General features: G+C 63.4%; 18 protein-coding genes and 4 pseudogenes. 6 read left to right on the forward strand and 16 right to left on the reverse strand.

Annotation, left to right across the window (positions count from 1 at the left end; all coding sequences use genetic code 11):
- Positions 1-76 precede the first annotated feature (76 nt).
- The 9 genes and pseudogenes from Q4543_RS22355 to Q4543_RS22395 all read right to left on the reverse strand — a co-directional run.
- Positions 77-459, reverse strand: a pseudogene (locus Q4543_RS22355) (hypothetical protein); the annotation flags it as partial.
- A gap of 346 nt (positions 460-805) precedes the next feature.
- Positions 806-1087, reverse strand: a complete 282-nt coding sequence (locus Q4543_RS22360; RefSeq protein WP_303442023.1) for a hypothetical protein — start codon at positions 1085-1087, stop codon at positions 806-808.
- 309 nt (positions 1088-1396) lie between these two features.
- Positions 1397-1750, reverse strand: coding sequence for a hypothetical protein (locus Q4543_RS22365; RefSeq protein WP_303442024.1), 354 nt, complete (start codon positions 1748-1750; stop codon positions 1397-1399).
- Complete coding sequence (locus Q4543_RS22370; protein WP_303442025.1) at positions 1692-2063, reverse strand: hypothetical protein; 372 nt, start codon at positions 2061-2063, stop codon at positions 1692-1694. Before Q4543_RS22370 ends, Q4543_RS22365 begins: the two co-directional genes overlap by 59 nt.
- A 329-nt stretch (positions 2064-2392) precedes the next feature.
- The gene (locus tag Q4543_RS22375; protein ID WP_303442026.1) at positions 2393-2563 is read right to left on the reverse strand and encodes a hypothetical protein; all 171 of its coding nucleotides are present in this window, start codon (positions 2561-2563) and stop codon (positions 2393-2395) included.
- Between the two features lie 42 nt (positions 2564-2605).
- A complete protein-coding gene (locus Q4543_RS22380; protein WP_303442028.1) occupies positions 2606-2932 on the reverse strand; it encodes a DUF6525 family protein in 327 nt (108 codons plus the stop codon).
- Positions 2929-4140 carry a GTP-binding protein gene (locus Q4543_RS22385; RefSeq protein WP_303442029.1) on the reverse strand — a complete coding sequence of 404 codons (1212 nt, stop codon included), beginning with the start codon at positions 4138-4140 and terminating at the stop codon, positions 2929-2931. The genes Q4543_RS22380 and Q4543_RS22385 overlap by 4 nt, the downstream gene beginning before the upstream one ends.
- Complete coding sequence (locus Q4543_RS22390; RefSeq protein ID WP_303442030.1) at positions 4137-4298, reverse strand: hypothetical protein; 162 nt, start codon at positions 4296-4298, stop codon at positions 4137-4139. Before Q4543_RS22390 ends, Q4543_RS22385 begins: the two co-directional genes overlap by 4 nt.
- A gap of 203 nt (positions 4299-4501) precedes the next feature.
- On the reverse strand, positions 4502-5506 hold the full coding sequence (locus tag Q4543_RS22395; RefSeq protein WP_303442031.1) for a zinc ABC transporter substrate-binding protein: 1005 nt from the start codon (positions 5504-5506) through the stop codon (positions 4502-4504).
- Between the two features lie 56 nt (positions 5507-5562).
- Between Q4543_RS22395 and Q4543_RS22400 the strand changes: the two genes are divergently transcribed.
- Genes Q4543_RS22400 through Q4543_RS22410 form a run of 3 tightly spaced genes read left to right on the forward strand, consistent with a single transcriptional unit; the run spans position 5563 to position 7633 of the window.
- Positions 5563-6081 carry a transcriptional repressor gene (locus Q4543_RS22400; protein ID WP_303442032.1) on the forward strand — a complete coding sequence of 173 codons (519 nt, stop codon included), beginning with the start codon at positions 5563-5565 and terminating at the stop codon, positions 6079-6081.
- Entirely contained in the window at positions 6078-6845 is a 768-nt protein-coding gene (locus Q4543_RS22405; protein ID WP_303442033.1) for a metal ABC transporter ATP-binding protein, read from the forward strand. The genes Q4543_RS22400 and Q4543_RS22405 overlap by 4 nt, the downstream gene beginning before the upstream one ends.
- Positions 6845-7633, forward strand: coding sequence for a metal ABC transporter permease (locus Q4543_RS22410; RefSeq protein WP_303442034.1), 789 nt, complete (start codon positions 6845-6847; stop codon positions 7631-7633). The genes Q4543_RS22405 and Q4543_RS22410 overlap by 1 nt, the downstream gene beginning before the upstream one ends.
- Positions 7634-7685: 52 nt before the next feature.
- On the opposite strand, the gene Q4543_RS22415 is transcribed toward Q4543_RS22410, so the two are convergent.
- A complete protein-coding gene (locus Q4543_RS22415) occupies positions 7686-8066 on the reverse strand; it encodes an alcohol dehydrogenase catalytic domain-containing protein (protein ID WP_303442041.1) in 381 nt (126 codons plus the stop codon).
- Positions 8067-8533: 467 nt separating this feature from the next.
- On the opposite strand from Q4543_RS22415, the gene Q4543_RS22420 reads away from it, so the two are divergent.
- Positions 8534-8794: a hypothetical protein gene (locus Q4543_RS22420; protein WP_303442035.1), complete on the forward strand. Its 261-nt coding sequence runs from the start codon at positions 8534-8536 to the stop codon at positions 8792-8794.
- Here Q4543_RS22420 and Q4543_RS22425 read toward each other — a convergent pair.
- The 6 genes and pseudogenes from Q4543_RS22425 to Q4543_RS22445 form a co-directional block, all read right to left on the reverse strand.
- A complete protein-coding gene (locus tag Q4543_RS22425) occupies positions 8791-9270 on the reverse strand; it encodes a phosphoribosyl-AMP cyclohydrolase (RefSeq protein ID WP_303442036.1) in 480 nt (159 codons plus the stop codon). The genes Q4543_RS22420 and Q4543_RS22425 overlap by 4 nt on opposite strands.
- Positions 9271-9286: 16 nt before the next feature.
- The gene (locus Q4543_RS22430) at positions 9287-9583 is read right to left on the reverse strand and encodes a His/Gly/Thr/Pro-type tRNA ligase C-terminal domain-containing protein (protein WP_303442037.1); all 297 of its coding nucleotides are present in this window, start codon (positions 9581-9583) and stop codon (positions 9287-9289) included.
- The gene (locus tag Q4543_RS24700; RefSeq protein ID WP_368502188.1) at positions 9555-9827 is read right to left on the reverse strand and encodes an aminoacyl--tRNA ligase-related protein; all 273 of its coding nucleotides are present in this window, start codon (positions 9825-9827) and stop codon (positions 9555-9557) included. Before Q4543_RS24700 ends, Q4543_RS22430 begins: the two co-directional genes overlap by 29 nt.
- Positions 9828-10080: 253 nt before the next feature.
- A pseudogene (locus Q4543_RS24705) lies at positions 10081-10188 on the reverse strand (hypothetical protein); the annotation flags it as partial.
- A gap of 13 nt (positions 10189-10201) precedes the next feature.
- Positions 10202-10294 (reverse strand): annotated as a pseudogene (locus Q4543_RS24710) (hypothetical protein); the annotation flags it as partial.
- A gap of 107 nt (positions 10295-10401) precedes the next feature.
- Positions 10402-11550 carry a GTP-binding protein gene (locus tag Q4543_RS22445; RefSeq protein ID WP_303442039.1) on the reverse strand — a complete coding sequence of 383 codons (1149 nt, stop codon included), beginning with the start codon at positions 11548-11550 and terminating at the stop codon, positions 10402-10404.
- Positions 11551-11845: 295 nt separating this feature from the next.
- On the opposite strand from Q4543_RS22445, the pseudogene Q4543_RS22450 reads away from it, so the two are divergent.
- Both Q4543_RS22450 and Q4543_RS22455 read left to right on the forward strand, forming a co-directional pair.
- Positions 11846-12080: pseudogene (locus tag Q4543_RS22450) on the forward strand (transposase); the annotation flags it as partial.
- Between the two features lie 72 nt (positions 12081-12152).
- The gene (locus Q4543_RS22455; protein WP_303442040.1) at positions 12153-12299 is read left to right on the forward strand and encodes a hypothetical protein; all 147 of its coding nucleotides are present in this window, start codon (positions 12153-12155) and stop codon (positions 12297-12299) included.
- Positions 12300-12368 lie beyond the last annotated feature (69 nt).

Raw genomic sequence — 12368 nt, forward strand, 5'->3', positions numbered from 1 at the left:
AGCGCGACTGACAAGCTCGGCCCGCCGGTGAGCGCGAGGCCCGTCGTGAGCTACACCATCAGTTGGGACATCATCTCAGGAACAGGTCGATGGGCCGCCCCTTCCCGTCACAGATGGCGTGCAGTTTCGTGTTCATACCGCCTTTGGTTCGGCCAATCAGACGCCCACGCCCCCCGTTCATGGCCGCACTCGAACCAATGGCGCTTGGCCATTCACCTCTAACGCTTCCAGCGGTTGTAGAGCGTCTTATGCAGGCCACATTCCCTTGGCGCATCACGCCCCCTCAAGCCATTGCAGTTGAGGAATATAATGCTGCTTACTACGCGCCGGTCATCCCTTTCGGGACATTGCTTTGCAATGCCCTGCCGGGCAGTGAACGCAAGGCTTGCCGTGGGGCTTCGAAAATTGGGGCTCCAAGCACGCTATCTGCGCTTCGGTCAGCCCGAAGAGATCAGACATGTCACCGCTCCTTTGGAGAGCCCTGAGCCTGACCGCTAGTATTGATGCCTTTTGGGACAGACACGTATCAACAAAACAACGGGCAGCGCTGAAACTATTTATGAAACGTAACAACAGAATCCCCAGCGGGACCTCGCGCCAGTAGGGCAGCAATTCGACCATCATGAGCTCCAGTTCGGACGTTGGCGCACGCCTTGCCACATGCACGAACCCGAGGGCGGCAATGGCCATGATCGCCTTGGCCGTGCCGAAGAGGGCATGGCGGGATCCTTGGCTGCAAGCCCCCTCCCCGTCCCCCGCACCATCGCCAGCAATCCCGGAAGCGCAAGCAGTGCATCGGCCAGCATCACCAGATCTCTGTCGGTCCAGCCCCCGGGCCGCCGCAAGCGTGCCGCAAGCGTGCCGCAAGCGTGCCGCAGACAAGGCCCACCGTCATCACCGCCGTCAAGGCGATGACGGACAACAGGCGCAGCGCATCGGCAAGACGGCAAAACACCGACCGGCCCGGATGATCATAGCCGAGCGGCGCAGCGGCCTCGGGACCGGTCAGCGCCTTCATCAGCGATTGCGCAACCGGATCGCCCGGCAGGATCAGCGGGCCAAGCAGGGACAGGGCGGCAACCAGCACGATCAGGACCGCACCGGTCAGGCGGTCCGCCGAGAGGCGGCAACGTCCAGAACGCTCATGCTGCGACCCTCGGATCCAGACGCCGCACGGCGGGGTCAATTGCGGCATTGAAGACGACGAAGCCACGACCAAGCACAAGCGACGTGCCTTGCGCCATCGGCACATCGCGCATGAAAATCGCATGCACCAGCGCGTGACCGATGTCCGGCCAGCCAACGCAGTTGCGCGGCAAGAACCATGCTCAGAACAAGGGCCACGAGAAACTGCGGATAGGCCTTGATGCCGGTCGACGTGACCAGCCACACCCGGTCAAGCATTCCGCCGGGCCTGAGCCCCGTGGGAACCCCCAAGGGCGGCCCGATCAGACGCGACAGAGAAATGACCACCGCCGCCAAGGGCACCGACGCGCCAAGCTGGTGCGCGATTTCCTTGACTACCGGCGGTCCGGTGACCAGTGACCAGTGACGTTCCGAAATCCAACCGCGCCAGGTCGCACAGCCATTGCGACAACGCAGGCAACATCAGACCGTCAAGGCCAAGTTTTGCCCGCACCGCATCGGCAGCGAGCGCATCGACAATGTCATAGCCATAGCGCCCGGGCGCATCACTGGACAGGCTGCGCATCATGATGAAACTGGCGGTTCCGATCAGCGCCGCCACCATGGGTGCCCGCACCCTCGGGATAGCGCAACATCGCCCCTGCGATGCCGGTGCGGCCAATGGCGAGGCTCCGGGCACGGCGCGCCTCTGGTTCGGACAGGAACGGATGGCCAGCGTTCCCCTTGATCAGCCGCGCGCGGGGGATGGCGCGCGAAAGCCGATCGGCACTTTCCAGCATGTTCCGCCGCGAAACGCTGGCCGGATCGAGCCCAAAGACGAATTCGGCGTCACCGGATTGCGCCATCCACGCCCGCGTTTCGACCCGGCTGACGGCGGAATAGCCGACATCGGCGAGATGCGGCGGTGCCGCCAGCAATCGGCGAATGCCGTCGCATCGAGGCGGAGCGGCGGGTCCATCGCGGTGATCCCCGTGCCATCCGCTGCACAAGATGCCGGCGACAGGTTCTGCGAGCGCAACTCGGCAAGAACCGCTGGCAGCGCCGCCAGCGGTTCGGACAGCAGGGCAGCGACCGTACCATCGCCCGCCGTGCTCCCGGAGATCGGCACATCCGCCAATGGTCCGGGTTTGGCGCGCGCGATCTTCGGCGCATTGACGACACTGTCGGCGGTCATTGCGGTGCCATCGTGGAAAACCACGCCATCGCGCAGGGCAAAATTTCAGGTCAGCCCGTCCTGCGAGACGTGCTATGACATGGCCAGACCGGGGGTCAGGTCGTCCTCGTGGCTGGCGTTCACCAGCGTCTCGACCATGCCCATCCGAGTGAAGATGTAGCCGCCTATCGGCGGTTCCGGCGTCTGGATTTCGAACTGCGCGGCGATATCGAGCATGCCGTCGGCTTGCGCGAGCGCTGGCATCAGGAGGCACCGCAGCCAAAGCTGACGTGCGAAAGGGGGTTGTCATCTGTTTGAATCCTGATGAGTGCCCGAGGGATCTGCCGCGATGAGGCGGCTCTGAGCATAGCGGTCGCGGGCAAGGGTTTTCTGCTGGGCGCGATCAAGCCGCGCCAGCACGTCTTCGAGGCTCTCGCCGCGCGCCCGCGCCTTGCGCAGGATCTTGCGGCACGACGCAGGCGACCAAGGCAGCGCCGCCTGTGAAAGCCACGACCTGACAGGGGCTGGCAGCGCATCAAAGGCCTGCATCGGGTCCTCGTGGCGGCGCCTTGTCCTGAGGCTGGTCGCGCCGCGGTTCGTGGCAGCAGAGCCGGAAGCGCGCCGGTGTATCATGCCGCCTCCGCGCGCCGCCAGACCGGGAACGGATCGGGCATGTCCGGCAGGGCATCAGGGCCGGGCGCGAGATGTTCGGGCACAAGGCTCGCGTCAAGCCGCGCCTTGATCGCGGGCCAGTCGACACCGGCACCGATGAACACCAGCTCTTGGCGACGATCCCCCCAGGGCTCGGACCAATGCGCCGCCATGTACGCGCGCGCGCCTTCGTGATCGGGCCAGCGATCGCTGGGAACCGACGCCCACCATGTGCCAAGCGGCTTGACCGAGGACAGCGCACCCGCAAGGCTGAATTCGGCCACCCATTCGGGTCGTGTCACGATCCAGAAATGCCCCTTGGCGCGGATCACGCCGGGCAGATCGCCATTCAGCAGCGCCATGATCTTTTCCGGCTCGAACGGGCGGCGGGCGCGATAGACGAAGCTGGCCACGCCGTATTCCTCGGTCTCCGGCACGTGATCGGCAAACCCGTAAAGCTCTTTGGCCCACATCGGATGCTCATGCGCCTTGTCGAAATCGAACAGGCCCGTGTTCAGGATCGCATCCGCCGGTACGTCGGAATGGCTGGTCTCGATGATCCGGGCATCGGCGTTCAGGCTGCGGATGATCTTGCGCGCAGCGTCCACCTGTTGCGGCTGCGCATCTGCGACCTTGTTGAGGATCACCACATCGGCGAATTCGATCTGTTCGACCAGAAGGTCGACCAGCCGGCGCGCGTCCTCCTCGCCCAGCGTTTCGCCGCGCGCACTCAGGAAGTCATGGCTGGAGTAGTCGTTGAGCAGGTTCACCGCATCGACCACCGTGACCATCGTATCGAGGCGCGACACATCCGACAGGCTTTCGCCAGCCTCATCACGGAAATCGAAGGTTGCGGCAACCGGCAAGGGTTCGGAAATACCGGTCGACTCGATCAGCAGGTAATCGAACCGCCCGTCCTCGGCCAGCCGCCGAACCTCTTGCAACAGGTCGTCGCGCAGGGTGCAGCAGATACAGCCATTCGACATTTCAACCAGCGTTTCGTCGGTCTGGCTGAGGTTTGCCCCTCCCTCGCGCACCAGATCGGCGTCGATGTTCACCTCTGACATATCGTTGACGATGACCGCCACGCGGCGCCCCTCGCGGTTGTTGAGAACCCGGTTCAGTAAGGTTGTTTTTCCAGCGCCAAGAAAGCCGGACAAAACGGTGACGGGAAGGCGGGTGTCGCTCATCTGAGGATCTCCAGTGCTGGGATGATGTCAGGAAACAGCAGCGAGGCATGGCAGGCGCTGCCCGCCTGCGCCCCGTCTGCGAGGGCAAAGTTGATGTTGGGCATGGGGCGCGCGACGCCGCGGCTGGCAAAGACGCCCGCAACGCTGGTCTGCGCCATTGCCGCCACCTTGACGAAGGGCCGCGCCGGAGCATCGAGAAAGGCGCAGCCCCGCCGCCTTTCCGGCTCCGGAAAACCAGCAAGACGTGTATTCGAAGAGGCAGCAGACGGTGGCATATATGTTATCACATTACATTAAGGCGTTAAACCTGCACCCAACCCCCGCTGCGGCATGGCGTATCCGCAGCGGGGAAGAGCAGAGGTCAGAGGCAATCCGCCAGGGAGGTCGCCAGATCGCGCAGGAGCTGGGGATAGAGGGCGGCACCCGGCGTCAGGCTGGACCCGAGCGGGTCCATCACCCCGGAGCGCGCATCGGACCCGTCCATGACCGAGGCCACGATCCCCGGATTGAACTGCGGCTCGGACATGATGCAGCTCACGTTCTGATCTGCGACACGGGCCTGAATCTCGGCGATACGGGCCGGGCTGGGATCGGTCGCATCCGACACCGAAATTGCCCCCGACGCGGGGAAATCAAACGCGGCCTCGAAATACTGATAGGCGTCGTGGAAAACGATGAAATTCCCCCCGCGCACCGGCTCCAGAATGCCGTTGATCTCGGTGCGCAGATCCGACAATTCCGCACGCCCTGCCGCAGCGTTTGCATAATAAGCTCCGGCATTGTCCGGATCAGCGGCTGACAGTGCAGCAGCGATCGCGTTCAGCCACGCCGCGCCGTTGTCCGGCGAAAGCCAGGCATGCGGATCGTGCCCACCATGATCATGGCCTGCATGATCGTCATGATCGTCGTGGTCTGCATGATCGTCATGCTCTGCATGATCATCGTCATGGCCCGCATGATCGTCGTGGTCGTCGCCTTCATGCTCATCGCCATGTTGATGCGCCTCGAACAGCGCGCCTTCCCGCGAGGGCAATTCTGTGGCGCCATCGGCCTCGATCAGTTCGACAACGGTCGCATCGCTCGCCAACGTGTCGATGGCATCCTCCAGCCAGGGGGTCAGATCATGCCCGACCCAAAACACCAGATCCGCGTTCTGAAGGGCCTTCGCCTCGGAGGGACGCAGATTGTATTCATGCGGGCTGGCACCAGATGCCACGATGAGCGATGGCTCCCCCACGCCCTCCATGACGCGCGACACGAGCGAATGCACCGGTGTAATATCGACGGCCACATTCGGGACATCCGCAAGCGCTGTCCCGGCCAGCAGCGAGGCTGCAAGCGACAACGGGGCGAGGTTTCTGGACATTTCCAACTCCATGTGATTTTATAACGTTTCATGCCGGGTACAGGAAATGTGATAACATGACAAGTGGGCCAGAGACAGGTCATGACGCGCCGTCTGATACGGTCGGGTTCGATACTCACGACCATGCGGGTTGTATCACTGCCGCAGTGTCTGCCGCCGAAGCGCATTGCGCGACAAACGGGCTGCGCTTTACGCCGGTTCGGCGCAAGGCGTTGGAAATCCTGTTGCAAGAACATCGCGCGCTTGGCGCCTACGAGATGCTCGACCTGCTGCGTGACGCTGGTTTCGGCTCGCAGCCGCCCGTCGCCTATCGGGCGCTGGAGTTCCTTGTGGCCAACGGCTTCGCACATAAGATCGAGCGACTGAACGCCTTTGTCGCCTGCGCCCATCCGGGGGCCAGTCATTCGCCTGCCTTCATGATCTGCAGAGCCTGCGATTCGGTCGCAGAAGCCCAATCGGCACCGGCACGCGGCAGCCTCGGAGACGTGGCCCGCGCGGCTGGATTCCAGATCGAGCGGACCATGGTCGAGGCGGTCGGCCTCTGCCCGAACTGTGCAGAGAAAGCCGCTTCATGAGCCTTGTGACAGTTGAAGACATCAGCGTCGGCTACGGCGCCGACACGGTGCTGACGAATGTGTCGCTGACCGTCGAGCCCGGAGAAATCGTGACCATCGTCGGCCCGAACGGATCGGGCAAGACGACGCTGCTGCGCGCCGTGATCGGCGCGGTACGCCCCGCATCGGGACGGATAGTCCACAAACCCGGCCTGCGTATCGGATATGTTCCGCAAAAGCTGCACATCGACCCCACCCTGCCGATGACGGTTGCGCGGTTCCTGCGCCTGCCGGGCGGCATACCGCGCTCTGTTTGCGCGCAGGTCTTGTCGCGCGCGGGCGTGCCGGATCTGTCGGGGCGCCAGATGTCCGGCCTGTCCGGCGGCCAGATGCAACGGGTGCTGTTGGCGCGTGCGCTGGTCAATGACCCCGAGATTCTGCTTCTGGATGAGGCCACCCAAGGCCTCGATCAACCCGGTTCCGCAGCCTTCTATCGCCAGATCGAAGAGGTGCGCAAAGACACGGGCTGCGCTGTCCTGATGATCAGTCACGAATTGCACGTCGTGATGAGCGCCTCCGACCGCGTGATCTGTCTGAACCGGCATATATGTTGCGAAGGCACCCCCGAAATCGTTTCGGCGGCACCGGAATATCGCGCGCTCTTCGGCTCTGGCACGGGGGGCGCGCTGGCGCTGTACCGTCACGACCATGATCACGCACATCACGAAACCTGCGATCACGATCATGGGCAGTCCCATCGCAGCAAGACCGAGGCAGCCGAATAATGCTGGACGACTTCATGACCCGGGCGACACTGGCGGGTGTCGGTGTTGCCTTTGCCGCCGCGCCGCTTGGCAGTTTCGTCGTCTGGCGGCGTATGGCCTATTTCGGTGACGCAACGGCTCATGCCGCAATCCTTGGGGTGGCGCTGTCGCTAGCGCTGAATATGTCGATCTTCACCGGGGCGGTGGCTGTCGCTCTGGCGATGGCGCTGACCGTGACGCTTCTGACGGGGCGCGGTTACGCGATGGACACCCTTCTTGGCGTGCTGGCCCATTCGGCGCTGGCGTTCGGGCTGGTGGCCGTGTCGTTCCTGTCGGGCATCCGGATTGACCTGATGGCCTATCTGTTCGGTGACATTCTGGCGGTGTCGCGCGGCGATCTGGCGGTGATCTGGGGCGGAGCCGCGCTGGTCGTCGGGCTGATCGGCTGGCGCTGGTCGGCGCTGCTGACATCGACGCTCAGCGAAGAGCTCGCCTATGCTGGCGGCATCGATCCCCGACGCGAGCAACTGGTCCTGACCCTTGGACTTGCCGTCACGGTCGCCGTGGCGATCAAGGTTGTCGGGGTGCTTCTTATCGCGGCCATGCTGATCATTCCGGCCGCCGCCGCGCGACCACTGTCGCGCACGCCAGAAGAGATGACCGTGATCGCCGCCGTGATCGGCAGCGGGTCGGCCATTGCCGGATTGCGGGCGGCCTATGTGCTGGATACGCCCGCCGGGCCTTCGATCGTCTGCGTTGCGGCCTTGGTCTTTTTGGCGACAAGCCTTCTTCGCGCGGCGCGTCCCTAGTTGCGAGCAGCATCGACCTCGTTTTCCATGCGCAAAAGCCACTTTCCGGCAATCATATCCCAGCCCGCCGCCAGCCTCGGCCAGCGGCGCCTCCTTCGAGATCTTTGCCACGGCAATCTCGGGCAATATGGTGTATTCGCTGAAGGTCGAGGTGCCCCTGTAGGGATGGATCATCCTGCCCTCGTCGCTGACCCGTGAGGTGCCATCGGGCATGACGCCTTGCCCTTGGGTCTTGCGGATGGTCTGGCAAAGGTTGCGCTTGCCCGACTTGATGGAGGGGCAATGCGAGTCTTCGGCGGGAAAGAGGGATGACATGCTCGCCCGGTTTGACCGAGGTCGCGCCCTTGCCCAGTTGCTCGACAATGCCGACGGCTTCATGGCCGCGAACGACAGGGAAAAGCCCATCGGGAGCGGCGCCCGGCAGGGTGAACATGTCGGTGTGGCACAGGCTGGTTGTGACGATGCGGATGAGGACTTCGCCCTCTTTCACTCCGTCGAGATCGATCTCCAGCGGACGGTTCGACCTTGGCGATGTTGTGCGCCGGTTTTCATGGAGAGTCTCGCTGTTAGCGAGGTGCTGCCTGATGGGATGTTATCACGGCACGAGGTCGAGATGTCTTACCCCTCCGATCTGGCCAATCAACGGGCTGTATTGGTCAGAACGCAGGGCAGACATGCCGACAGATCACAAACCGGCATCAAGGCTGGACCAGCGGCGGCAGGTGGCGCTGATCGTCTATCCGGGTCTCAAAACACCAAAAGCGACCGGCCCGCTCCGCGTTCTGGGCTATGCGTCGCGGCAATGGGCTGCGCCGCGCTTCGTACCGCGTCGTTCTATCTGGCCGAGTCCGGGCTACTGAGCGGGCAGCGCGCCGCAACCCATGGAATGACGCGATCAGGTTGCGCCAGAGATTCCCGCAGGTTGATGTCGATGCCGACGCACTCTTGGTGCAGGTTGGCTGCTGGACCTCGGCCGAGGTGACGGCGGCGATCGACCTGCCCCTGAAGACACTTACGTACCGCACCGGATTTCGCTCGGACGCTCGGATGCGCAAAGCCTTTCGCCGCCGGTTCCCCCTGTCGCCGCGCGATTGCCGTGCACGGATCGAGTTCGAGGATCTCGTCGAGGATCACCGGGCGGTCTCCAGTTTCGGGGTCTAGCCCTGCGGTTGGTAGGGCAGCGACGAATGGTGCAGCACGATGCGCAGCGTGCCGGTCTCGTCCTTCTTGTAGCCAAAGCTCTTGTCGACCGTGGTGACAGAGCCGTCCTTGTTGGTCAGCTTGATCCAGCCCATCCACATTGCGACATCGCCTTGAATGAAGCTGGCCGAAGGGATGCTTCGCAACGCGCGCCAGCCCATGATCGCAAACCCGTTGTCGAGCGGATACTCTTCGGAGTGGCCGCAGAAATAGGCCAGTGCCCCTGCCTTGGTCGGGCGGAAGGTCTGCGCGCCGCTCGCCATGGTCGGTTTGAACAGGACCGGCCCAAGGGAGTAGCCATAATAGCTGTCGATATTGGCAGAGGCGACCTTGCGGGCCGCCTCAATCCCGCCCTCCTCGAAGGCCTTCGAGATGGCGATCTTGCCGTCGCCCCAGATGGTGAGGGCTTTTTCGATGTCGTCCTGGGTGATCTGCATGGGATGTTCCTTGTTGCTATGCTGGCTCAGTTGGCCCTGAAAACCGGGACCAATAGGGCGGTTGCGCCGCTGCGGGCAGCGCCTGCGCCGCCGCGTTCAGGGGCATGGTCCGGGTCTTGTCGGCTCCGTGACAGCGTCGGGTGACGGTGCGTTCTTCGGCCTCCCGCCCGCCGAGCGCGATCTGCACGGAGAGCTTTTGCAGCGTGTGTTCACGTAGCTTGTAGCCGATCTTTTCGCTGCGCGGGTCACTTTCCACCCTCAGCCCGGCGAGCTCGGTGGCCCAGTCATCCGCTGCGCCGGTCACCGTGGCCACCACCGGCCGAGGGCTCGTAGCGATACACCTTGCCAGACTCGGCGATCTCCAGCGGCAGATCGCGGTAGCTTTTGCTCCCCTGCCCGTAGATCAGCATATGGCCGGGGCAGTTCATCGGCTTTAGCGCGTCGTCGCCGATCATCCTCGGTTTTCGCGAGGAACATGTTCTGCCGGTAGTTCTGCCAATGCCCCGAGGTTTCCCACAGCGCGCGATCCATGATGTCGGGGAAATTGACCTCGACATAGCCCGCAGATTCCTGACGATCCCGCAGGGGGCCGATCAGTGTCTGGAACAACCGCCAGCCTTTGGGGTGCCAGAACACCGATCCGGGCGCGACCTCTTGGAAATGGAACGGGTTCCTCTCGCAGCCCAGTCGGCGGTGGTCGCGCTGTTCGGCTTCGGCCATCATGGTCATATGCGCGTCCAGCGCAGGTTTGTCGGCAAAGGCCACGCCATAGATGCGGCGGAGCATCTGGTTGTTGCTGTCACCGCGCCAACAGGCCCCCGCCACGCGGGTCAGTTTGAAGGCACCGCCCGCATCGCCGGTGCTGCGCATATGTCGCCCCATCGGGCAGCGGCGCGGACAGATCGCGGATCTCGCCATCGAGAACCGCCGCAACCTTGCGCTTGGCAAGGCCCGGGCTGAGGGCCGCCGCAAGATCAGCGGCAGTGCTGGCACGATCAAGCGCGCGGGTCGTGCCAGCGGGCACACAGATATGGCTCCAGTGCCGGGTCTTTCCATGGCGCAGCCGATCGGAACCGATCCTTCCCCATGGGTTGCAGGGGCGCTTTGGGCAGCGCAGCAGGCTGGCATAGGTCAGAACGGCATCTCGATGGTGTCGACCATCATGCGCCCGGGCAGATCCTCGACGGCCGCCGCGGCCTTGGGCCGCATCAACAGCAGTGCAAGGCTGGCCTTGAGATCCGCCTCATCCATGTCCCGTGCAATGACAACGACGCGGCTTGTGCTGTCTTGGCCTGACCAGCGTTTCATTGGCACCGGCGCGTCGAAGATATGCTGCACCCCGTGAAAGACAAAGGGATATTGCAAGCCTTCGACATGCAGGATGCCCTTCATACGCAGGATGTTCGGCCCCTTGAGCGCGATCAGCGTATCGAGCCAGAAGTCGAAGACCGTCGCCGGAATGGGCTCTGTCACCTCAATGGATGCCGAGGTGATCCGGTGATCATGCCGCCCATGTGCCGTTGGCACCGATGGGCTGAAGCCCGCCGGAGCTGCGGGGTTTGGCTCAAACCCCGAAAGACCGGCCAGCGGATCGGGGCTGGCCGCCTGCGGCGGCATCCCCAGCCAAGTGTCCACATCCGAAAACGTCACGCCGTCGCGCATGGCGGACAGGCCGAAAAGCGCCCCCACCGGCACGCTGCCCTGCTGCGCATGGATGCGCCGAGCCGAGGCGTTGATCGCCTCGAGCCGGGTTTCGAACCGGGCCAGATCGAAGGGCTCGACCAGATCGGTTTTCGACAGGATCAACACATCGGCCATGGCCACCTGGCGCAGAGCCTCGAATTGCTGATCGAGCGTCTTCATGCCCGTCGCCGCATCCGCCAGCGTCACGACACCGTCCAATCGGAAGGCCTGCGCGAATTGCCGGTCCGTTGCCAGAGTGTGAACGATCGGACCCGGATCAGCGATACCGCTGGTTTCGATCACCACCCTGTCGAAAGTGCACGTTCCCGCAACGCGCCGGGCGCTCAAGGCCCCAAGCGTCTTGGCGAGGTCGCCCAGAACAGCGCAGCACAGGCAGCCGGAGCGCAACAGCACGGTTTCCTCGGTCGCTTCCTCAATCAGGTCATGATCCAGCCCGACATCGCCGAATTCGTTGATGATGACCGCGATCCGCCCGGCCTCCGGATCGCGGATCAGCTGGTTCAGCAGCGTGGTCTTTCCGGCCCCAAGGAAGCCTGTCAGCAAAGTGACCGGAACGCGATTGTCCTGCAGTGCCATCCTGATGCGTGCCTCTTTACATTGCGTCTGCCATTCTTGCGTTAACGGTATGTAATATCATTACTTTACTCAAGTCACTCATGAAGTATTGCAGCAGCCCTCCCGCGGCGCAGGATTCACATCACGAATCCATGCGGTTAGACGGATGGCATGAGCAAGTCTGCACCCGCTCACTACCGCACGACGAACAGTCCGCCGACAACGCTGCGCTCCGCAAGCGCGGGTCGCCGCCGATCCACTGCCCGGCAGCACATGCTTGGAGTGAGGGGGGCCGGGCAAGGAGATGGCCTGAAACGCCCCGGATGAGGGCCGCCTAGGGCGCCCGTCGGTGTTCTCGAATGCGGCGATCCAATTCTGCCTGTCCACTGCTCGGCAGGGCATTGCACAACAATGTCCTGAGAGGGATCAAAGTGCTGTTCAAGCTGTCACTCAGGCAAACCGCCCGGATGGTCGCCAGCCTCCTGCGAATCGCCGGGTTGGACTGGCCCGTTCCGGACTATGCGACCCTGTGCGGCAGGCAGGAAACCTTGAAGGGTAATCCCCCCGATGTTAAGGGGATGCAGAAGTAGTATTTTCTCGGCAGGATGAACGAGGAGATTCCGATGAAGCAGACACGCTTCACAGAAGCGCAGATCACCCACTGCCCGGCAGGGCATTGCGCCGCAATGGCCCGGGAGGGGCAACGCCGAGAGTTGGCCGTGAAAGCGGTGGCGATGAAGGGCGTCAGCATCGCGCTGGCGTGCCGGTGACCTGCCACGGGATTTTTTCTCCATTTGAAATTAGAGTCCGACCCAACGAAGGGACGGACAATGAAGCGA

Source organism: Salipiger sp. 1_MG-2023 (assembly GCF_030547555.1).
Classification (GTDB): domain Bacteria; phylum Pseudomonadota; class Alphaproteobacteria; order Rhodobacterales; family Rhodobacteraceae; genus Salipiger.

Coding starts and splice junctions, on each gene's coding strand:
- Q4543_RS22365 (WP_303442024.1), bottom strand. CDS start 1,750: ATGGTGGCGGCGCTGATCGGAACCGCCAGTTTCATCATGATGCGCAGC.
- Q4543_RS22375 (WP_303442026.1), bottom strand. CDS start 2,563: ATGCCAGCGCTCGCGCAAGCCGACGGCATGCTCGATATCGCCGCGCAG.
- Q4543_RS22380 (WP_303442028.1), bottom strand. CDS start 2,932: ATGATACACCGGCGCGCTTCCGGCTCTGCTGCCACGAACCGCGGCGCG.
- Q4543_RS22385 (WP_303442029.1), bottom strand. CDS start 4,140: ATGAGCGACACCCGCCTTCCCGTCACCGTTTTGTCCGGCTTTCTTGGC.
- Q4543_RS22390 (WP_303442030.1), bottom strand. CDS start 4,298: ATGGCGCAGACCAGCGTTGCGGGCGTCTTTGCCAGCCGCGGCGTCGCG.
- Q4543_RS22395 (WP_303442031.1), bottom strand. CDS start 5,506: ATGTCCAGAAACCTCGCCCCGTTGTCGCTTGCAGCCTCGCTGCTGGCC.
- Q4543_RS22400 (WP_303442032.1), top strand. CDS start 5,563: ATGACAAGTGGGCCAGAGACAGGTCATGACGCGCCGTCTGATACGGTC.
- Q4543_RS22405 (WP_303442033.1), top strand. CDS start 6,078: ATGAGCCTTGTGACAGTTGAAGACATCAGCGTCGGCTACGGCGCCGAC.
- Q4543_RS22410 (WP_303442034.1), top strand. CDS start 6,845: ATGCTGGACGACTTCATGACCCGGGCGACACTGGCGGGTGTCGGTGTT.
- Q4543_RS22415 (WP_303442041.1), bottom strand. CDS start 8,066: ATGTTCACCCTGCCGGGCGCCGCTCCCGATGGGCTTTTCCCTGTCGTT.
- Q4543_RS22425 (WP_303442036.1), bottom strand. CDS start 9,270: ATGCAGATCACCCAGGACGACATCGAAAAAGCCCTCACCATCTGGGGC.
- Q4543_RS24700 (WP_368502188.1), bottom strand. CDS start 9,827: ATGTCGAGGTCAATTTCCCCGACATCATGGATCGCGCGCTGTGGGAAA.
- Q4543_RS22445 (WP_303442039.1), bottom strand. CDS start 11,550: ATGGCACTGCAGGACAATCGCGTTCCGGTCACTTTGCTGACAGGCTTC.
- Q4543_RS22455 (WP_303442040.1), top strand. CDS start 12,153: ATGAAGCAGACACGCTTCACAGAAGCGCAGATCACCCACTGCCCGGCA.